We start from the raw sequence: 20303 nt of genomic DNA on the forward strand, positions 1-20303 counted from the left end.
GGCCGAGTGGAGCAAGGACGCGGCGACTCCCCTCCCCGATGGCCCACTGCGCGGGCAGTCGCCGTGACCGCCTCCTAATGTGGCGGTTAGTCAGTTCCGTCCGCTTTCGGAGGTCTTCCATGTCCCTGCGTTCCGTCCTCTTCCACGGCCTGGCACTGGCGGCCGTGACGGGCGTACTGCTCGGCGGGGCCGTGCCCGCCGGTGCCGCGGACGGGCCGGTACCGGCCGCCCAGCAGCCGGAGGGCGCCGGGGGTCCCGACGGGCAGGCGGGCGGCCGGGGCGACCGCGACCCGCGCCGCTACGACGGCGTGGTCACGGCCAAGGGCGGCATCTGGCTGCACGACCGCCCGGACCGCGGCACCCGCCGCGTCCGCTTCGCCGAGCAGGGCGAGCACGTGTCCATCTACTGCAAGGTGAACGGCGACCGGGTGAGCGGCAACCCGCTGTGGTACCTGCTCACGGACGGCACCTGGGCATGGGCCTCGGCCCGGTACATCGGCAACGTCGGGCCCGCCCCGCGCTGGTGCTGATCCCCCGCCCGAGGCCGCACGGGGCGTGCTCATGACCCAGGCCGGGACCGCGCCGCCCACCTCACCCGCGACCGCCCCGGGCCCCGTGCTGCCCCGGCGGCGCGGGGTGGAACTGGCCCTGATCGTGCTGGCCGTGCTGCTGTCGGTGTACGGCTACTGCGCGGTCGGTCTGGCGCGCACCGGTGCCGTGCCGCCCGGCGCGGTGGGGTACGGCGCGGGGCTCGGCGGGCTGGCGCTGCTGGCGCATCTCGCGGTGCGGCTGCGGGCGCCGTACGCCGATCCGCTGCCGCTGCCCATCGCGGTGCTGCTGAACGGGCTCGGGCTGGTCCTGATCTACCGCCTGGACCTCCAGACCCCGGCCGACCGGGCGGCTCCGGCGCAGTTGGTGTGGTCGACGCTGGGCGTGGGGCTGTTCATCGTGGTGGTGCTGGTGCTGCGCGACCACCGGGTGCTCCAGCGGTACTCGTACGTGTGCGTGGCGGCGGCGCTGGTGCTGTTGCTGCTGCCGATCCTGTTCCCGGCGGTCAACGGCGCCCGGATCTGGATCAGGATCGCCGGGTTCTCCATCCAGCCGGGCGAGTTCGCCAAGGTGCTGCTGGCGGTGTTCTTCGCCGCGTACCTGGCCGCGAACCGCAGCGCGCTCGCGTACACCGGGCGCCGGATCTGGCGGCTGCAGTTCCCGACCGGGCGGGTGCTCGGGCCGATCGTGACCATCTGGCTTCTGAGCGTCGGGGTGCTGGTGCTGGAGCGCGACCTCGGCACCTCGCTGCTGTTCTTCGGCCTGTTCGTGGTGCTGCTGTACGTGGCGACCGGGCGGACCGGCTGGATCGCGGTGGGGCTGGTGCTGGCGGTGCTCGGCGCGTGGGCGGTGGGGCATCTGGAGCCGCACGTGCACGGGCGGATCGAGGACTGGCTGCACCCCTTCGCCACCATCGACGCCGGTCAGGGACCCAATCAGCTCGCGCAGTCGCTGTTCGCCTTCGCGGCGGGCGGGATGTCCGGCACCGGGCTCGGGCTCGGCCACTCCACGCTGATCGGCTTCGCCACCAAGTCGGACTTCATCCTGGCGACCGCCGGTGAGGAGCTGGGCCTCGCCGGTCTGGCGGCGATCTTCCTGCTGTACGCCCTGCTGGTGGAGCGCGGCTTCCGGGCGGCCCTCGCCCTGCGCGAGCCGTTCGGCCGGCTGCTCGCGGTGGGGCTGGCGTCGATCCTGGCGCTCCAGGTGTTCGTGATCGCGGGCGGGGTGACCGGGCTGATCCCGCTGACCGGCATGGCGATGCCGTTCCTCGCCCAGGGCGGCTCGTCGGTCGTCACCAACTGGGCGATCGTGGCCCTGCTGATCCGGGTGAGCGACTCGGCGCGCAGCCAGTACGACGGCAAGGAGGCGCCGTGAGCGGACCCGGCGAGTACGGCGACACCCCCGCCAATCGCCCGATGGCCCCGTACATCCGGCACGCCCTGGGCTTCTGCGGCCTCCTCCTGCTGGCCCTGCTGGTCAACGCGGGCCGCGTGCAGGTGGTGGAGGCCGGGTCGTACGACGGCAATCCGGCCAACCGGCGCTCGGCCATCGCCCGTTACCAGCAGCCGCGCGGGAACATCCTGGTCGGCGGCGCGCCGGTCACCGGTTCCCGTGACACGGGCGAGCAGTTGCGCTTCGAACGCACCTATCTGGACGGCCCGTTGTACGCCCCGGTGACCGGCTTCGCCTCGCAGCGGTACGGCTCGACGTTCCTGGAGCACGCGGAGGACGGACTGCTGTCCGGTACCGATCCGCTGCTGTCGGGGTTCCCGGTGTGGAACGACGCGGCCCGCGAGCCGGGCCCCGGCGGGAACGTCGTCACCACGCTGGACGCGAAGGCGCAGCTCGCCGCGTTCCGGGGGCTGGGCGGGCGCAAGGGGGCGGTGGCGGCGATCGAGCCGGCCACGGGCAAGGTGCTGGCGCTGGTGTCCACCCCGTCGTACGACCCGGCGCGGCTGTCCGGGAACAGTGCGGCCGCCTCCGCGGCGTGGGAGCGGCTGAACGCCGATCCGGAGAAGCCGATGCTCAACCGGGCGGTGCGGCAGACGTATCCGCCGGGTTCGACGTTCAAGGTGGTCACGGCGGCGGCCGCGCTGGACGCGGGGGTGGTCACGGATCCGGACGCGCCCACCGACTCCCCCGACCCCTACCGGCTGCCGGGCACCACGACCCGGCTGACCAACGAGGCCGACGGCTGCCGGAACACCTCGCTGCGGGAGGCGTTCGCGTGGTCCTGCAACACGGTGTTCGCCAAGCTGGGCGTGGACGTGGGGCTCGCGGACATGGCGGCGACGGCGCGGGCCTTCGGCTTCAACGACACCGGGCTGCGGGTGCCGTTCGCGGTGTCGCAGTCGACCTTCGACACGACGGTGGACAAGGCGCAGTTGGGGCTGTCCTCCATCGGGCAGTACAACACGCGGGCGACCCCGCTGCAGATGGCGATGGTCTCGGCGGCGGTGGCGAACGGCGGGCAGGCGCGGGCGCCGTATCTGGTGGAGCGGACCACCCGGTCCGGGGGCGAGACGGTGGCGGGCGGCCGTGCGCATCCGCTGACGCAGGTGATGCGGCCGTCGACGGCGTTCCAGTTGAAGGACCTGATGCGGGACGCGGTCGAGCGGGGCACGGGCGGCAACGCGGCGATCCGGGGTGCCATGGTCGGCGGCAAGACGGGTACCGCGCAGCACGGGGTCGGCAACACCGGGGTGCCGTACGCCTGGTTCGTCTCCTGGGCGCAGGCGGACGGCGCCCCGGAGCCGGAGGTGGCGGTGGCGGTGGTGGTGGAGGACGCCTCCGCGGACCGGGGGGAGATCAGCGGGGGCGGGGACGCGGCGCCGATCGCCCGCGAGGTGATGCGGGCTGTGCTGGGTTCCTGAACCGGGCGCGGCCGCAGGGGTGTTCGTCTTCGGTGAAAGTCGTGCGCAGGGGATTGACGCCCTTGCTGACACGCAGTCTCATAAGAGGCGGACGATGACGTACCCCTGGCTGGACGAGGTGACTTCAGGCCATGACGACCCTGACGGAAGAGGACGCGCTCGACGGGCTGCGCGACGCGCTGGGCGCGCTCAAGGACCGGGAGCAGGTGGCCGAGCGACTGCTCGTCTCCTCCGCCAAGCACTCCTTCGACCCGGACAAGGAGCTGGACTGGGACGCCCCCTTCGAGGAGGGCAAGTGGTTCTGGCCCCCGGAGCTGGTGTCGCTGTACGGCACCCCGCTGTGGCACCGGATGAGCGAGGAGCAGCGCATCGACCTCTCCCGGCACGAGGCGGCCGCGCTGGCCTCGCTGGGCATCTGGTTCGAGCTGATCCTCATGCAGTTGCTGGTCCGGCACATCTACGACAAGCCGGCCACCAGCGCTCATGTGCGGTACGCGCTCACCGAGATCGAGGACGAGTGCCGGCACTCCAAGATGTTCGCCCGCGTGATCACCCGGGGCGGCACCCCCTGGTACCCGGTGAGCCGGGCCCACCAGAACCTCGGGCGCCTGTTCAAGACCATCTCCACCACGCCCGGTTCCTTCACCGCCACGCTGCTCGGCGAGGAGGTGCTGGACTGGATGCAGCGCCTCACCTTCCCCGACGAGCGGGTGCAGCCCCTGATCCGGGGCGTCACGCGCATCCACGTCGTGGAGGAGGCCCGGCACGTCCGGTACGCCCGTGAGGAGCTGCGCCGCCAGATGGTGACGGCGCCGAAGTGGTCGCGGGAGTTCACCCGCGTCACCTCCGGCGAGTTCGCGCGGATCTTCTCCGTCGCCTTCATCAACCCGGAGGTGTACACCAACGTCGGCCTCGACAGGCGCGAGGCACTGGCCCAGGTGAAGGCCAGCGGACACCGGCGCGAGGTGATGCAGAGCGGCTCGAAGCGGCTGACCGACTTCCTGGACGAGATCGGCGTGCTGCGCGGCGCCGGCCGGCGGCTGTGGAAGGCGTCGGGGCTGCTGGCGTGACGCCTGCCGGCGGAAGCGGAGCGATTACGCTGCCAGGCATGACCCCGCAGGCCGCCACCCCCGCCTATCGACGCCTCAGTGTGGAGCGGCGCCGCAGCCAGCTTCTGGAGTCGGCGCTGTCCCTCTTCGCGCACCGCGCGCCCGAGGACGTGTCGCTGGACGACGTGGCGGAGGCGGCCGGGGTCTCCCGGCCGCTGGTCTACCGCTACTTCCCCGGCGGCAAGCAGCAGCTCTACGAGGCCGCGCTGAAGTCGGCCGCCGAGGCGCTGCGGCTGTGCTTCGACGAACCCCGCCAGGGCCCGCTGGCACCCCGGCTCGCGCGCGCCCTGGACCGCTATCTGGCCTTCGTGGAAGAGCACGACACCGGGTTCAGCGCCCTGCTCCAGGGCGGCAGCGTGGTGGGGACCTCCCGGACGACGGCCATCGTGGACGAGGTGCGCCGTACCGCCGCCGAGCATCTCTTCAGCCACCTCGGGGTGGCCGAGCCGGGCCCCCGGCTGCGGATGACGGTGCGGATGTGGATCGCGGCGGTGGAGGCGTCGTCCCTGATCTGGCTGGACGAGGGCAAGCGTCCGCCCAGGGACGAGTTGCGGGACTGGCTGGTCGAGCAGTTCACGGCCGTGCTGGCGGTGACCGCCGGGCGCGACCCGCAGACGGCGGCCGTCGTCGCCGCGGTCAGCGGGGATGACCGACACTGAGGGCGTGAAGAGTCAGGACACCCCCTTCGAGGGCGGGCCCATGGACGGCCGGGTGCTGCCGGTGCTGCTCGGCCCGACCGGCCACCCCCCGAAGACGTACCGCATCCCCGTCCCCGACGCGGCCGGCGGGCCGCCCACCGTGCTGGTCTACCGCCGCACCCCGCGCGGGCACACCAGGCGGCTGGGGCTGGTGCGGGGGTGGAAGTACGTGCACGACCCCGAGGGCCTCGGCGACGCCGACCGGCTCCGCTGGCCCTGGTCCCGGCCGGGGCGGGACAACACGCCGCACGGCAAGCCGGACGACCCGACCGGGTGACAAGGTTGCGCCGGTCCGCGCACGTTCGGCGCGCGGACCCGGCGGGACGCGGCAGAAGCTCGCGGTACGGAGGCAGGCGGGAGGTCCGCCGCCCTTCGCACCGGAGGTGATGTCATGTCAGGAACCCTGCTGCACCTGGCCTGTACGGCCGCGATGGCGGCCCAGGTCGCGCTCGCGCCCCTGCCCGCGGCGGCCGCGCCGGAGCCGCAGCGCCCGGTCACCCAGCTCCTGACGGACCTTCAGCGGCTGTACCGGCAGACCGAGCAGGCCACCGAGACCTACAACGCCACCGCCGAGAAGCTGACCGCGCAGCGCGCCGAGGTGCGGCGCCTGGACGGTGAACTGGCCCGCGCGCGGCTGGCGTTGCGTGACAGCCGGGGTGACGCCGGACGGCTGGCCCGGGCGCAGTACCAGAACAGCTCCGGCGGCTTCTCCCCCTACGTGCGGCTGCTGCTGGCCCGCGATCCGCAGCAGGCGCTCGACGAGGGCCATGTCATCGGCCGGGTCGCCACCGAGCGCGCCGCCACCCTGGACCGGCTGACCGGCGCCGAGAAGCGCGCGGACACCCTGGCCGGGGCGGCCCGCAAGGCCCTGGACACCCAGCTCACGCTGGCCGACCGGCACAGGAAGCAGCGCGACGACGTGACGCGGCGCCTGTCCGAGGTGGAACGCCTCCTCGCCTCGCTCACCCCGGAGCAGCAGGGGGAGGTGTCCCGGCTGGAGCAGGACGGGGTGGCACAGGCACAGCAGCGCCTCACCGACTCCGGAGCCCTCGGCGAGGACCGGCCCGCCTCGGCGGAGGGCGGCCGCGCGGTGGGCTACGCCCTGGACCAGATCGGCAAGCCGTACCGCTGGGGCGCCGTGGGCCCCGCCTCCTTCGACTGCTCGGGCCTGACCTCACGCGCCTGGGCCCGCGCGGGCACCCCGATCCCCCGCACCAGCCAGGAGCAGTGGGCCCGTCTCCCCCACGTACCGCTGAACAGCCTGCGCCCCGGCGACCTGGTGATCTACTTCCCCGAAGCGACCCACGTCGCCCTCTACCTGGGCGACGGCAAGGTGGTCCAGGCCCCTCGCACCGGGGAGAACGTGCGGATCTCCCCTCTGGCGTCCAATCCGGTGCTGGGCGCCGTACGACCGGACGCGGCCCCGCGCCGCCTGTGACAGGCGGGCACGGGGCCGAAGGGGCGTCGGTGTGAGGGTGTCAGGCTCCGGCGACCGAGCCGACGTACGCCTCCGCCTTCGCGGGGTCGTAGAAGTAGTTCTCGAAGTCGGCCGGGTCGTTGAAGCCGTTGGCGAAGCGGTCGGCGACCGGCTGGAGCTGGCCTGCGGCGCCGATGAGGTTGAGGATGTGCTCCGGCGGCGGGGCCAGCATGGCGTTGGTCCACTTGGTGACGTGCTGGGCGGTGGCCCAGTAGCGGTCGAAGGTGGCCTTCATCCACTCCTCGTCGAAGGGCTGGTCGCCGCGCTCCAGGATGGAGGCGAGGTAGGCGGCCGCGCACTTGGAGGCCGAGTTGGAGCCCTGGCCGGTGATGGGGTCGTTGGCCACGACCACGTCGGCCACGCCGAGGACGAGACCGCCGCCGGGGAGCCGGCCGATCGGGTTGCGCACGGTCGGCGCGTAGCGGCCCGCCAGGGTGGCGCCGGCGTCGGTCAGTTCGACCTTGGTGGCGCGCGCGTACTCCCAGGGCAGGAACTTCTCCATGAGTTCCAGGGTCAGGGAGAGGTGCTCGGCGGGGTCCTTGATGCCGTTGAACACGTCGAGCGGGCCGCCGGGTATGCCCTCCCAGAAGAGGATGTCGGCACGGCCGGAGGTGGTCAGGGTCGGCATCACGAACATCTCGCCGACACCGGGCACCAGGTTGCAGCGGACCGCGTCGAACTCCGGGTGCTCCGGACGCGGGCCGAGCCCGTGCACGTACGCCACCGCGAGCGCGCGCTGCGGCTCGGTGTACGGGGAGCGCTCCGGGTCGCGGCCGAACATCGACACCAGCTCGCCCTTGCCGGCCGAGACCAGCACGAGGTCGTAGGTGCGGGAGAAGTAGTCGAGGTCGCCGACGGCCGCGCCGTGGATGACCAACTGGCCGCCGCGCTGGGCGAAGGTCTCCATCCAGCCGGCCATCTTCACCCGCTGGTCCACCGACTGCGCGTAGCCGTCCAGCTTGCCGACCCAGTCGATGGCCCGCTGGGAGGGGCCGGGGTCGAAGGAGCCGGGGGCGGCGACCGAGACGCCGAGGCCCTCGATCTTCGGGGCCTGGGACTCCCAGAAGTTGAGCTGGAGGTCACGCTCGTGCTGGAGGGCCGTGTCGAACATGCACTGCGTCGACATGACCCGGCCGGAACGGATCTCGTCCGCCGTCCGGTTGGACATCAGGGTGACCTCGTAGCCGTGCGACTGGAGGCCGAGGGCGAGCTGGAGACCGGACTGACCGGCTCCGACGACGAGTATCTTCCGCATGCGGGGTTGCTCCTACGGGGGGACTGGGGGCTACTCGGGTGTTACGTCCAGCGCGTGGCCCACCAGGGCCAGGAGGGTCTCGATCACCGAGATCCGGCGCCGCGCATCCATGATCATGACAGGGATGTGCGCGGGGATCGTCAGTGCCTCCCGCACGTCCTCCGGCCCGAACATGTCGCTGCCGTCGAAGTGGTTGACCGCGACCACGTAGGGCAGGCCGCAGCTCTCGAAGTAGTCCAGCGCCGGGAAGCAGTCCTTGAGCCGCCGGGTGTCGGCGAGGACCACGGCGCCTATCGCGCCGCGCACCAGGTCGTCCCACATGAACCAGAACCGCTGCTGGCCCGGCGTGCCGAACAGGTAGAGCACCAGGTCGTCGTCGAGCGTGATGCGGCCGAAGTCCATGGCCACGGTCGTGGAGGTCTTGCCCGGCGTGGCGGTGAGGTCGTCGGTCTCCTCGCTCGCCTGGGTCATCAGGGCCTCGGTCTGGAGCGGGGTGATCTCCGAGACCGCGGTGACCAGGGTGGTCTTGCCCACGCCGAAGCCGCCCGCCACCACGATCTTGGTGGCGACGGGAGCCCGGCTGCGGTCCTGCTGCCAGGACTTCAGTTCCCCGTCGGGCTCGGCCAGGCCGTCGACGAGGGGAGCGTTCCCGACGGGGGCGGTCGCGTCAGAGACGGCGGAGTCCACTCAGCACCCTTTCCAGCAGCGCGCGGTCCGGACGGCCGGTGCCGTGACCGGTTCCGGTGCCGTAAACACGGATCTTTCCCTGGTCCGCGAGGTCACTGAGGAGCACGCGGACGACGCCGAGCGGCATTCTCAGCAGCGCGGCGATCTCGGCCACCGTGCGCATACGGCGGCACAGTTCGACGATGGCGAGCATCTCCGGCATCACGCGCGGGGACGTGCCGTTCGTCAGTTCCCTGCGCTCCTCGGGGGCGTCGAGCGCCGCGGTGGCGGCCACGAACGTCTCCACCAGGAGGACGTGGCCGAACCGGGTGCGGCCCCCGGTGAGCGAGTAGGGGCGCACACGGGCGGCCTTGCGGTCGCCGCGCGTGGGGAGCTGCGTCTTCTTGGCGATGGCGCTCATCGGACGCTCCCGCTCGGCTCGGACTCCATGGATTTCCGCAGCTCGCTGCGGAGTTCCGGGGTCAGCACATGTCCGGCCCGGCCGACGAAGAGCGCCATGTGGTACGCGATCACACTCATGTCGCACTCGGCGGAGCCGTGCACGCCGAGCAGCGAGCCGTCGCTGATCGACATGACGAAGAGGCTCCCCTCGTCCATGGCGACCATGGTGTGCCTGACCGTGCCGAAGTCCATCAGCTTGGCGGCGCCCACGGTGAGGCTGCCGATGCCGGAGACGATGGTGGCGAGGTCGGCGGCGGAGCCGCGGGGCCCCTTGGTCACCGGCCGGTTCTGCCGCTCCGCCTCGGCGCGGCTCGGGTCGGACGACAGCAGGAGCAGGCCGTCGGAGGAGACGACCGCGACCGACTGGATACCGGGTACTTCTTCGACCAGGTTGGTCAGCAGCCAATGCAGGTTGCGGGCTTCACTGCTCAGTCCGTAGGTACTGGGCGTGGTCAACTGCTTGCCTCCTCGGCGTGTCCCCCCGTGGACTCTTCGGCGTTCGCGCTGGTGGCGGGCCGCTGGTTCTGCGCCGTGTGCTCGGCGATCTCCGCTTCGACGTCCCGGTACCCGGCCTGGGCGCCCTTACGGAAGCCGCCGAGCCTGCGGCGCAGGGCCTCGGCGTCGACGCCGGTGGCGCGCGGTCGGACCGGGGCCTCGGGTGCGGTGATCTTCGGGGTGCGCTTGGGCAGGCCCTTGCTCGTCAGCTTCTCCTCCGTCTCGTCCGGGGCACGGTCGTGCGTGGCCTCGGCGGGGAGGGGGGTGGCGGGCTCGGGAGTGGCGGCCGTGTTCCCGTCGGCGGGGGCGGCCGCCGGGAGCAGCAGCTCCATCGTGGTCTCGGGGGCCGGCTCCGGCAGTGCCTCGGGCACCGTCTCGGGCGGCAGTTCGCGGGTGGCCTGCCTCGGGATCACCGGGTCGCCGGCGCCGCTGTCCGGCACGGCGTTCCCGGCGGCCGCCTTCTCGGCTGCGGCGTTGTCGGCCACGGCCTTCTCGGCGAGGGCGACGAGCGGGTCGGCGCCCTTGGGGCGGCCGCGCAGCACGTTGGAGTTGGCTTCGGCGTCGGCGCCGGGCAGGGAGAAGCTCTGGGTGGAGTCCGCGCGGGTGGCGGGGTGCGGGACCGCGCCCACGGGGGTCTCGGTGAGCAGCGACTGCGGCAGGACGACGACCGCGGCGACCCCGCCCTGCTTCTGCTCGCGCAACTGGACGCGGATGCCGTGCCGGTGGGCGAGCCGGGCGACGACGTACAGCCCGAGGCCGAGGCCGTCCTCGCCCTCCTGCTCGTACGGCGACTCCGGGTCGAAGTCGGCGAGGCGGCCGTTGAGCCGCTCCATGCGCTCGTCGGCCATGCCGATGCCCTCGTCCTGGACGGAGAGCATGACCTCGCCGGACTCCAGCAGCCAGGCGGAGACCTCGACGGGCAGGTCCGGCGGGGAGAACGAGCTGGCGTTCTCCATGAGCTCGGCCAGCAGGTGGGAGAGGTCGTCGGCGGCGAAGCCGGCCACGTGGGCGTGCGGGGGCAGTGCGGCGATGCGGACGCGTTCGTAGCGCTCGATCTCGCTGACGGCGGCGCGGACCACGTCGACCAGCGGGACCGGTCCGTGGGCGGGCTGGATGTGCTCGGTGCCGGAGAGGACCAGGAGGTTCTCGCTGTGGCGGCGCATGACCGTGGCGAAGTGGTCCAGCTTGAACAGGGTGGCCAGGCGCTCGGGGTCCTGCTCGCGCTCCTCCAGCCCCTCGATGACGGAGAGCTGGCGCTCGACCAGTCCGAGGGTGCGCAGCGCGAGGTTGACGAAGGTGCCGCCGATGCTCTCCCGCAGCCTCTCGAGCTGGGCGCTGGAGTCGGTCAGTTCGGCACGCAGCGACTCGCGGGCGTCGGCCATCTTCTGCCGCTGTCCGACCAGGTGCTTGCGGTCGGCCTCCAGGGTGGCGACCCGCTCGTGCAGGGTGACGGCGTGCGCGTGGAGGGCGTTGACGGACCGGACGACCTGGGCGAACTCGTCGTTGCGGCCGGTGAAGGCGATCGGCTCCTGTCCGACGGGGTCCTCGGCGCCGGCCAGGCGGGCCGAGCCCCGGCGCAGCACGGACAGCGGCCGGGTCAGGGTGCGGGCCATGGCGGTGGCGATGCCGACGGCGACCAGCATCAGGGCGCCGAGCACCGCGATGCGGATCTCCAGGCCGGTGACGTCGTCGTCCCGGAGGGTGGCGAGGCTCTGTCCCTGGCGCTCGTAGAGAGCGGACTCGGCGCCGCGCATCAGGTCGACGCGGGCGGAGAGGGCGGCGTCCAGCTTCTTGGCGCTGACGGCCAGTTGCCGGTCGCCGAAGGTGGGCTGCTCGGTGAGGAGGTCGAGGTACTTGTCGGCGGAGTTGACCTCGGGGCCGGTGACCGTGGAGTCGTAGGAGGTGACGGCCGCCTTGGGCGCGGTCTCGCGGAAGGTCGCGAGGCTCGCGTCGGCGCGCAGCCGGGCCCGCTGGGCGGCGGTGGTGAGCGCGTCGCGGCGTGCGGTGTCGGCCTCGGTGCTGCCGCTGGTGGTGACGGGCAGCCCGGTGACGGGGCTGATCACGGTGCGGGGCGTGGAGGGGACGCTGAGCGCGGCCAGCAGCAGGCCGCGGGCGGCGGCGGACTGCTGGACGGCGGAGTCCAGTTCGGCGAGCGCGTAGGCGCCGGAGCCGGCCCGCGGGGGCGTCCGCTCGGCCAGTTCCTCGGCGAGCCGGTGCAGTTCGGTGATGGTGGCGGAGTACGCCTGCTGCGTGCGCGGCGCGTCGGACTTGCCGGTCAGCGCGGCGCGGCGGACGGTGGCGATGCCGTCCAGCGCGGTGCGCAGCTTGGCCGGCAGGTCGGTGTCGGCGCGCAGGTCCTCGACCTGGCGGTCGACACGGGCGCCGCGCTGCTCCGAGGGCGCCTTGGTCTTGGGGCGTCCGGCGGCGACGTAGGAGGTGACCTCGTCGCGTTCGTCGGCCAGGGAGTGGGCGAGCGCGAGGGCGTCCTGCGTCTCGTCCGCCAGGGTCACCAGCTCCTGGGACTCATTGAGGTCCTGGGAGGCGGTGAGCAGGGCGGGGGCGCCTGCAGCGGCGATGGCAGCGGCCACCACGGCCACGGCGACGATCAGCCGGTTGCGCACATGGGTGGGGCGTCCAGCGCCCACGGGGGTCTGCTCGGTCCCCTCGGGGGCCGTCTGCCTGCCTGTGCGCCGAGGCCGCTTCTTCTGCACCGGTGCTCGCAATCCTGAACTCGTCTACGGAAGGGCCGGGCGGCGCCCCGTCGTCTCGGTGCCAAGTGGTGCGTACACCCGATTCGTGGTTCCCGACCCTCCCAGCGCCGGTGGGCAGTGGCCGCGCATCACCTGACCCGCCACCCGAAGGAGTGAACATGCCCAGGGAGTTGGCGGGCAAGTCGCGGCGGCGCTCCGAGCCCCCTTGCGCGGCGGGCCGGTTGGACGCGCGGGGCAGGCTTTGGCAATATTCGCCGCCACGCATTCCCGGACCATGTCATTTGCCGCCAATTCCGGCGTCCGGAGCAGGTGATGGCGCCGATGACGGCGCGCACTCCGGCCGTCTCCCCGGCTCGTGAAGGGTTCGTGCAGACTGGTGGTGTGCGTACTGATCTCGTCTCGGAACCCGGCGACGCCGGCCGGCCCAACGAGGACTTCGCGGGGGTCGGACTACCCGCCTCCGGACAGGGCGGTTGCGTGATCTTGCTGGACGGAGTGACACCGCCCCCGCAGGCACCGGGCTGCTCGCACCCGGTCCCCTGGTTCACCGCCCGGCTGGGCGGCGCGCTGACCGAACTGACCGTTTCCCACCGAGATCTGACGCTGGCGGAGATTCTCGGTCGGGCGATCCGTCAAACATCCGAGGCCCATCTGATCACCTGTGACCTTTCTCACCCGCGTACGCCCCAGGCGACGGTGGTGCTGGTGCGCTGGTCGGACCGGACGGTGGAGTACCTGGTGCTCTCGGACTCCGCGCTGCTGCTGCGCGCGCCGGACGGCACGGTGACCCCGGTGCTGGACGACCGGCTGGCCCGGCTGCCGCGTTCGGCGCTGGCGAGCGCGGAACGGGTGGACGCCGAGCTGCGCAACAAGGAGGGCGGTTTCTTCACGGCCGCCGCCGATCCCGCGGTGGCCCGGCGCGCGGTGACGGGCACGGTGCCGCGCGCCCGGGTGCGCTCGCTGGTGACGCTGACGGACGGCGCGGCCCGCTGGACGGAGAAGTTCCACGAGGGCGACTGGACGGCCCTGTTCGACCTGGTCGCCAAGGAGGGCACCCGGTCACTGGTGGACCGGGTGCGGGAGCTGGAGTCGGCGGACCGCGAGGAACGGGCGTTCCTTGGCCGCAGCAAGACGCACGACGACGCGACGGCCGTCCACGTGGAGCTGTGAGGGCCCGTGGGGCAGACGGCTACTTCTCCGCGATGCCGTTCAACTCGTGCAGCAGCCGTGCGAGTTCGGCGACCTCGCGGCGGTCCCAGTGGGCGAGCTGGCTGACGTAGCGGGCGCGGCGGGCCTCCCGGACCTGGCCCACGCGGCCCCGGCCCTCGCCGGTGAGGGTGACCAGCCAGGCGCGGCCGTCGGCGGGGTCGGGTTCGCGGGCGATCAGTCCCAAGTCCTCCAGGGCGCGCAACTGGCGGGACATGGTGGCCTTGCCGACACCGATGTAGGCGGCCAGATCGGTGGCCCGCTGGGCGCCCTGCTCGTCGAGCCGGATGAGCAGGCCGTACGCGGCCGGTTCCAGGTCGGGGTGGACCTCGCGGGCCATCTCGCCCTGGTTGGCCCGTGCCCGCCGCAGCAGCACGGTCAGTTCGCGCTCCAGCGCCAGGAATTCCTGGTCGACACAGCGCGGCGCCACGGGTGCGGTTCCGCCGCCCGTACCGTTGTTTCCGTCCTCGTGCACCTCAGTACCCCTGCCCGGTTTCGCGTCTGAAATTTTCTGCCGGACCCCGTCATCGCCGCAGCTCCGTCAGTATTTCGCAGGCGTAGACCAACGGCGGCATCCGGACCCTCTTCCCACCCCCGCGTCTACGTGCGTAGCTTCTTTCGACAGGCCCTTGCCGCACACCCCCACCGCACAGGTCCGACGGTCATCCCGGTCATCCCAGGCTCCCCCCACTTTCACTCCCGAAAGGCCACGCCATGCCCGCGTACAGACCCGGCCGCACCCGCCCGCGCGCACTCGCCGTCTGGCTCACGGCCCTGCTCGGCGCGCTGTCCCTCGTCCTCGCCGCCGCTCCCGCCCAGGCCGCGCCCCACCGCGGCGACGCCTACCTCGGCATGGGCGTCCTCTCCCACGACGGCAGCTCCGGCGCCCCGGCGGGGACCAGGGCCGCCCAGACCGAGGGCGTCGACGTCTCCGGTCACCAGGGGAACGTCGACTGGGCGACGCTGTGGAACAGCGGAGTCCGCTGGGCCTACACCAAGGCCACGGAAGGGACCTACTACACCAACCCGTCCTTCGCCCAGCAGTACAACGGCTCGTACAACGTGGGCATGATCCGGGGCGCGTACCACTTCGCCACCCCGGACACCACGAGCGGCGCGGCGCAGGCGAACTACTTCGTGGACCACGGCGGCGGCTGGTCGCGTGACGGGCGGACCCTGCCCGGCGTGCTGGACATCGAGTGGAACCCGTACGGCGCCGCTTGTTACGGCCTGTCCGCGGCCGCGATGACCAACTGGATCGCGGACTTCCTGAACACCTACCGGGCGCGCACCGGCCGGGACGCGGTGATCTACACGGCGACGAGCTGGTGGACCCAGTGCACGGGCAACACCGCGGCCTTCGGCGCGGTCTACCCGCTGTGGATCGCCCGGTACGCCACCGCGCCGGGCACGCTGCCGGCCGGCTGGGGTGTGCAGACGATGTGGCAGTACACCTCCTCCGGCCCGACGGTCGGCGACCACGACAAGTTCAACGGCGCCCTGGACCGGGTGCAGGCGCTGGCCAACGGCTGAGCCCCGCGTACGCGAAAGGCCCGAGCCCCCTCACAGGAAGGGGACTCGGGCCTTCGCCCTGCCTCAGGCCGCGACCGGCAGCTCCGCCCCGGCGGAGGCCGGCGCGAGGGCCAGCTCCAGCACCTGGCGCACGTCGGTCACCGCGTGCACGTCGAGCTTCTCCAGCACCTCGGCCGGGACGTCGTCCAGGTCGGCCTCGTTGCGCTTGGGGATGATCACGGTGGTCACCCCGGCGCGGTGCGCGGCGAGCAGCTTCTGCTTCACCCCGCCGATCGGCAGCACCCGCCCGGTCAGCGAGACCTCGCCGGTCATCGCCACGTCCGTGCGGACCAGCCGGCCGGAGAGCAGGGAGGCCAGCGCGGTGGTCATGGTGATGCCCGCGCTCGGCCCGTCCTTGGGGACCGCGCCCGCCGGGAAGTGGATGTGCACACCCCGGTCCTTCAGGTCGGCCACCGGCAGCTCCAGCTCGGCGCCCCGGCTGCGCAGGAAGCTCAGCGCGATCTGCGCCGACTCCTTCATCACGTCACCGAGCTGCCCGGTGAGGGTCAGCCCCGCCGCGCCCGTCTCCGGGTCGGCGAGCGACGCCTCGACGTACAGCACGTCGCCGCCCGCGCCAGTGACCGCGAGCCCGGTCGCCACGCCGGGTACGGCCGTACGGCGCTCGGCCGGGTCCTGCGCGGACTCGGGCACGTGGTGCGGGCGTCCGACCAGAGCGCGCAGGTCCTCCTCGCGCACGGTGAACGGCAGCTCCCGCTCTCCCAGTTCGTGCTGGGCCGCGACCTTGCGCAGCAGCCGCGCCACGGTCCGCTCCAGGGTGCGCACGCCCGCCTCGCGGGTGTACTCCCCGGCGATCTTGCGCAGCGCGCCCTCGTCGAGCGTGACCTCCTCGCCGGTCAGGCCGGCCCGCTCCAGTTGGCGCGGGAGCAGGTGGTCGCGGGCGATGACGACCTTCTCGTCCTCGGTGTAGCCGTCCAGCCGGACGATCTCCATCCGGTCGGCCAGCGCCTCCGGGATCGCCTCCAGCACGTTGGCGGTGGCGAGGAAGACCACGTCGGAGAGGTCGAGTTCGACCTCCAGGTAGTGGTCCCGGAAGGTGTGGTTCTGCGCCGGGTCCAGCACTTCGAGGAGGGCGGCGGCCGGGTCGCCCCGGAAGTCCGAGCCCACCTTGTCGATCTCGTCCAGCAGCACGACCGGGTTCATCGACCCGGCCTCCTTGACCGCGCGGACGATACGGCCGGGCAGCGCGCCGACGTAGGTGCGCCGGTGGCCCCGGATCTCCGCCTCGTCCCGCACGCCGCCGAGGGCGACCCGGACGAACTTCCGCCCCATGGCGTGCGCGACGGACTCGCCGAGGCTGGTCTTCCCGACACCAGGCGGGCCGACCAGCGCGAGCACGGCACCGCCGCGCCGCCCGCCGATCACACCGAGGCCGCGCTCACCGCGCCGCTTGCGCACCGCGAGGTACTCGGTGATGCGCGCCTTCACGTCGTCGAGACCGGCGTGCTCGGCGTCCAGGATCTCCTTGGCGCCCTGGATGTCGTAGGCGTCCTCGGTCCGCTCGTTCCACGGCATCTCCAGGACGGTGTCCAGCCAGGTGCGGATCCAGGAGCCCTCCGGGGACTGGTCGGAGGAGCGCTCCAGCTTGTCCACTTCCTTGAGCGCGGCCTCGCGGACGTGCTCGGGCAGGTCGGCGGCCTCCACTCGGGCGCGGTAGTCGTCGGACTCCTCGGCCGTGTCCGTGCCGTCGCCGTTCAGCTCGCGCAGTTCCTTGCGGACCGCTTCCAACTGGCGCCGCAGCAGGAACTCGCGCTGCTGCTTGTCGACGCCCTCCTGGACGTCCTTGGCGATGGTCTCGGCCACGTCCTGCTCGGCGAGGTGGTCGCGGAGCTGCTGGGTGGCGAGCCTGAGGCGGGCCACCGGGTCGGTGGTCTCCAGCAGCTCGGTCTTCTGGTCGGTGGTGAGGAAGGGCGAGTAACCGGAGTTGTCGGCGAGCGCGGAGACGCCGTCGATGGCTTGGACCCGGTCCACGACCTGCCAGGCGCCGCGCTTGCGCAGCCAGGCGGTGGCCAGCGCCTTGTACTCCTTGACCAGCTCGGTCACCTGGCCCGGCAGCGGGTCGGGCAGCGTCTCCTCGACCGGGACGCCCTCGACCCACAGGGCGGCGCCGTTGCCGGTGGTGCCCGCGCCGATGCGGACCCGGCGGCGGCCCTTCACCAGGGCGCCGGGGTCGCCGTCGGCGAGTCTGCCGACCTGCTCGACGGTGCCCAGCACACCGGTCTTCGCGTAGGTGCCGTCGATGCGCGGGACCAGCAGCACCTTCGGCTTGCCGGACTCCGGACGCGCGGCGGCCTGGGCGGCCTCCACGGCGGCCCGGACCTCGGCGTCGCTCAGGTCCAGCGGAACGACCATCCCGGGCAGCACGACCTCGCCGTCGAGCGGCAGCACGGGCAGGACGAGCGTGAACTCCATGGACTCACCCGACTCATCAGGCATGATCTCCCCTTTGGCAGTCAACTTGAGCAACCCTGACTCAACACTGACTCAATGCACGCAAGCACTTGAATGTTCCTCGAACGGCGTTCGCTCTGGGCGAACGAAGACTTCCGAGAGGAGCGGGGCAGGATGTCGGCATGACTGCCACGCACGAAGGCCCTGTGGTCCTGGACCGGCGCGAGGGGCCGTACGGGGAGGTGGTGCTGCGCCGCAGCGGGGAGCTGCTGCAGATCATCGCCAACGGGTGTTTCCTGATGGACACGTCCGACGGCCGCTCGGAGCGCCTGCTGGTGGACGCGGCCCGCGACGCGCTGGACGGACGCCCGGCGCCGGAGGTGCTGATCGGCGGGCTGGGCGTGGGCTTCTCCCTCGCGCACGCGGCCGCCGACCCCCGCTGGGGGCGGATCACCGTGATCGAGCGCGAGAGCGCCGTCATCGACTGGCACCGCGCCGGACCGCTGGCCGAAATCTCCGCCGGAGCGCTGGCCGACCCGCGCACACGCGTCGTGGAGGCGGATCTCGTGGCTTACGTCAATGAGACATCGGACACGTTCGACGCGCTGTGCCTCGACATCGACAACGGGCCCGGCTGGACCGTCACCGAGGACAACGAGAACCTGTACACACCACGCGGACTCGCCGCGTGCGCAAGGGTGTTGAGGCCCGGTGGGGTGCTCGCCACCTGGTCCGCACAACCCTCTCCGGAATTTGAAGGAACCTTGCGGAATGCCGGGTTCCGGCAGGTGCGTACCGAAGAGGTCCCCGTTGCCCGTGGCGTTCCCGACGTGGTCCATCTCGCCGTCCGACCTGGATAGCGATGGCCCGGCGTGTCCCCGTAATGTGCAGCGTGACGCGGATCATTCAAGCGTCAATAGCAGTCATGGGATCACCCCACGGATTCCGGAAAGCAACAGGGGCGGGCGATGGAGCAGACACACACCTCCCAGACCGGTGCGGCGACGACGTCTCAGGGCGCGCAGCGCCGGGTACTGGTCGTCGAGGACGACCCCACGATCGTCGATGCCATCGCGGCCCGGCTGCGCGCCGAGGGATTCCTCGTGCAGACCGCCGGTGACGGTCCGTCGGCGGTCGACACGGCCGAGGCATGGCAGCCCGACCTGCTGATCCTCGACATCATGCTGCCCGGCTTCGACGGCCTCGAGGTCTGCCGCCGGGTGCAGGCGTCCCGCCCGGTGCCGGTGATGATGCTCACCGCGCGCGACGACGAGACCGACATGCTGGTGGGCCTCGGGGTCGGCGCCGACGACTACATGACCAAGCCGTTCTCCATGCGGGAGCTGGCCGCGCGCGTGCACGTCCTGCTGCGCCGCATGGAGCGCGCCGCGCTGGCCGCGACGACTCCCCGCTCCGGCATACTGCGCCTGGGCGAGCTGGAGATCGACCACGCCCAGCGCCGGGTGCGCGTGAAGGCGGACGACGTCCACCTGACGCCCACCGAGTTCGACCTGCTGGTGTGCCTGGCCAACACCCCGCGCGCGGTGCTCTCCCGGGAGCAACTGCTGGCCGAGGTGTGGGACTGGGCGGACGCCTCCGGCACCCGGACCGTGGACAGCCACATCAAGGCGCTGCGGCGGAAGATCGGTGCCGAGCGCATCCGCACGGTGCACGGGGTCGGTTACGCGCTGGAGACGCCGACGCCGTGAGTCTCGGACGGGAAGCGGGGCGCGGACGCTCCGGGGACGAACCCTGGGGCGGAGTACGCCCGTTCTCGATCAAGACCAAGCTGGGCGCGCTGGTCGTCATCTCGGTGCTCATCACCACCGGTCTGTCCATGATCGCGGTGCACACCAAGACCGAACTGCGTTTCATCACGGTCTTCTCGATGATCGCCACGCTGCTGATCACCCAGTTCGTGGCCCACTCGCTCACCGCGCCGCTGGACGAGATGAACGCGGTGGCCCGCTCCATCTCGCACGGCGACTACACGCGCCGGGTGAGCGAGGGGCGCCGCGACGAACTCGGCGATCTGGCCGTGACGATCAACGTCATGGCCGACGAGCTGGAGGCACAGGACCTCCAGCGCAAGGAGCTGGTGGCGAACGTCTCGCACGAGCTGCGCACCCCCATCGCGGGGCTGCGCGCGGTGCTGGAGAACATCGTCGACGGCGTCACCGAGGCCGACCCGGAGACCATGCGCACCGCGCTGCGCCAGACCGACCGCCTCGGCCGGCTGGTGGAGACCCTGCTCGACCTCTCCCGCCTCGACAACGGCGTGGTCCCGCTGAAGGCCCGCCGCTTCGAGGTGTGGCCGTACCTGTCCGGGGTGCTCAAGGAGGCCAACATGGTCGCCTCCGCGCGCGCCGGCATCGCCTCCGGCTCCGGCAGCCACACCCGTACCGACGTGCATCTGCACCTGGACGTGTCCCCGCCGGAGCTGACCGCGCACGCCGATCCCGAGCGCATCCACCAGGTCGTGGCGAACCTCATAGACAACGCCGTCAAGCACAGCCCGCCGCACGGCCGGGTGACGGTGAAGGCACGGCGCGGTTCGCGCCCGGAGTCGCTGGAGCTGGAGGTGCTGGACGAGGGTCCGGGCATCCCCCGCTCGGAGTGGCACCGCGTCTTCGAGCGGTTCAATCGGGGCCAGGTGACCCGCCCGCACGGTCCGGGCAGCGACGGCGGCACCGGTCTGGGGCTGGCCATTGCCCGCTGGGCGGTGGATCTGCACGGCGGCCGGATCGGTGTGGCCGAATCCGAGCGCGGATGCCGGATCATCGTCACCCTTCCGGGAGCTGTTCCGGCGTCGAGTTGACGC

Annotated in this window: 19 protein-coding genes; 12 read left to right on the plus strand and 7 right to left on the minus strand. The window is 72.3% G+C overall.

Going from position 1 to position 20303, the window contains the following annotated elements; all coding sequences use genetic code 11:
- Positions 1–119: 119 nt before the first annotated feature.
- The 7 genes from HEK131_RS25015 (at position 120) to HEK131_RS25045 (ending at position 6667) form a co-directional block, all read left to right on the plus strand.
- Positions 120–530: an SH3 domain-containing protein gene (locus tag HEK131_RS25015; protein WP_244337104.1), complete on the plus strand. Its 411-nt coding sequence runs from the start codon at positions 120–122 to the stop codon at positions 528–530.
- Between the two features lie 31 nt (positions 531–561).
- Complete coding sequence (locus HEK131_RS25020) at positions 562–1923, plus strand: FtsW/RodA/SpoVE family cell cycle protein (RefSeq protein WP_217462469.1); 1362 nt, start codon at positions 562–564, stop codon at positions 1921–1923.
- Positions 1924–1964: 41 nt separating this feature from the next.
- Positions 1965–3422 carry a penicillin-binding transpeptidase domain-containing protein gene (locus tag HEK131_RS25025; RefSeq protein ID WP_244452136.1) on the plus strand — a complete coding sequence of 486 codons (1458 nt, stop codon included), beginning with the start codon at positions 1965–1967 and terminating at the stop codon, positions 3420–3422.
- A gap of 131 nt (positions 3423–3553) precedes the next feature.
- On the plus strand, positions 3554–4492 hold the full coding sequence (locus tag HEK131_RS25030; protein ID WP_244337105.1) for an AurF N-oxygenase family protein: 939 nt from the start codon (positions 3554–3556) through the stop codon (positions 4490–4492).
- A gap of 38 nt (positions 4493–4530) precedes the next feature.
- Positions 4531–5190, plus strand: a complete 660-nt coding sequence (locus tag HEK131_RS25035; protein ID WP_244337106.1) for a TetR/AcrR family transcriptional regulator — start codon at positions 4531–4533, stop codon at positions 5188–5190.
- Positions 5177–5506, plus strand: a complete 330-nt coding sequence (locus tag HEK131_RS25040) for a hypothetical protein (RefSeq protein WP_244337107.1) — start codon at positions 5177–5179, stop codon at positions 5504–5506. The genes HEK131_RS25035 and HEK131_RS25040 overlap by 14 nt, the downstream gene beginning before the upstream one ends.
- A 114-nt stretch (positions 5507–5620) precedes the next feature.
- Positions 5621–6667 carry a C40 family peptidase gene (locus HEK131_RS25045; protein WP_244337108.1) on the plus strand — a complete coding sequence of 349 codons (1047 nt, stop codon included), beginning with the start codon at positions 5621–5623 and terminating at the stop codon, positions 6665–6667.
- 40 nt (positions 6668–6707) lie between these two features.
- Here HEK131_RS25045 and HEK131_RS25050 read toward each other — a convergent pair whose 3' ends face one another.
- Genes HEK131_RS25050 through HEK131_RS25070 form a run of 5 tightly spaced genes read right to left on the minus strand, consistent with a single transcriptional unit; the run spans position 6708 to position 12295 of the window.
- Positions 6708–7961, minus strand: a complete 1254-nt coding sequence (locus HEK131_RS25050) for a styrene monooxygenase/indole monooxygenase family protein (protein WP_244337109.1) — start codon at positions 7959–7961, stop codon at positions 6708–6710.
- A 30-nt stretch (positions 7962–7991) separates the two neighbouring features.
- A complete protein-coding gene (locus tag HEK131_RS25055) occupies positions 7992–8648 on the minus strand; it encodes a GTP-binding protein (protein ID WP_161148429.1) in 657 nt (218 codons plus the stop codon).
- Entirely contained in the window at positions 8629–9048 is a 420-nt protein-coding gene (locus tag HEK131_RS25060) for a DUF742 domain-containing protein (protein WP_161148428.1), read from the minus strand. The genes HEK131_RS25055 and HEK131_RS25060 overlap by 20 nt, the downstream gene beginning before the upstream one ends.
- Positions 9045–9545 (minus strand): roadblock/LC7 domain-containing protein, encoded by a 501-nt coding sequence (locus HEK131_RS25065; RefSeq protein WP_244337110.1) that lies wholly within the window; start codon positions 9543–9545, stop codon positions 9045–9047. The genes HEK131_RS25060 and HEK131_RS25065 overlap by 4 nt, the downstream gene beginning before the upstream one ends.
- Complete coding sequence (locus tag HEK131_RS25070) at positions 9542–12295, minus strand: sensor histidine kinase (protein ID WP_244337111.1); 2754 nt, start codon at positions 12293–12295, stop codon at positions 9542–9544. The genes HEK131_RS25065 and HEK131_RS25070 overlap by 4 nt, the downstream gene beginning before the upstream one ends.
- Before the next feature lie 381 nt (positions 12296–12676).
- Between HEK131_RS25070 and HEK131_RS25075 the strand changes: the two genes are divergently transcribed.
- A complete protein-coding gene (locus tag HEK131_RS25075) occupies positions 12677–13465 on the plus strand; it encodes a protein phosphatase 2C domain-containing protein (RefSeq protein ID WP_244337112.1) in 789 nt (262 codons plus the stop codon).
- A gap of 19 nt (positions 13466–13484) precedes the next feature.
- On the opposite strand, the gene HEK131_RS25080 is transcribed toward HEK131_RS25075, so the two are convergent.
- On the minus strand, positions 13485–13976 hold the full coding sequence (locus HEK131_RS25080) for a MarR family winged helix-turn-helix transcriptional regulator (protein WP_217462460.1): 492 nt from the start codon (positions 13974–13976) through the stop codon (positions 13485–13487).
- A 239-nt stretch (positions 13977–14215) separates the two neighbouring features.
- Between HEK131_RS25080 and HEK131_RS25085 the strand changes: the two genes are divergently transcribed.
- On the plus strand, positions 14216–15034 hold the full coding sequence (locus tag HEK131_RS25085; RefSeq protein ID WP_244337113.1) for a lysozyme: 819 nt from the start codon (positions 14216–14218) through the stop codon (positions 15032–15034).
- Positions 15035–15097: 63 nt separating this feature from the next.
- On the opposite strand, the gene lon is transcribed toward HEK131_RS25085, so the two are convergent.
- Positions 15098–17527: an endopeptidase La gene (gene lon, locus HEK131_RS25090; RefSeq protein ID WP_432215674.1), complete on the minus strand. Its 2430-nt coding sequence runs from the start codon at positions 17525–17527 to the stop codon at positions 15098–15100.
- Between the two features lie 137 nt (positions 17528–17664).
- Here lon and HEK131_RS25095 point away from each other — a divergent pair, with 137 nt between their 5' ends.
- The 3 genes from HEK131_RS25095 to HEK131_RS25105 all read left to right on the plus strand — a co-directional run bounded on the left by HEK131_RS25095 (position 17665) and on the right by HEK131_RS25105 (position 20300).
- A complete protein-coding gene (locus HEK131_RS25095; RefSeq protein ID WP_217462458.1) occupies positions 17665–18342 on the plus strand; it encodes a spermidine synthase in 678 nt (225 codons plus the stop codon).
- 108 nt (positions 18343–18450) lie between these two features.
- The gene (locus HEK131_RS25100; protein WP_161148422.1) at positions 18451–19191 is read left to right on the plus strand and encodes a response regulator transcription factor; all 741 of its coding nucleotides are present in this window, start codon (positions 18451–18453) and stop codon (positions 19189–19191) included.
- A complete protein-coding gene (locus HEK131_RS25105; protein ID WP_217462457.1) occupies positions 19188–20300 on the plus strand; it encodes a HAMP domain-containing sensor histidine kinase in 1113 nt (370 codons plus the stop codon). Before HEK131_RS25100 ends, HEK131_RS25105 begins: the two co-directional genes overlap by 4 nt.
- The last annotated feature ends 3 nt before the right edge of the window (positions 20301–20303 follow it).

The organism is Streptomyces seoulensis (assembly GCF_022846655.1).
Taxonomy (GTDB): Bacteria; Actinomycetota; Actinomycetes; order Streptomycetales; family Streptomycetaceae; genus Streptomyces.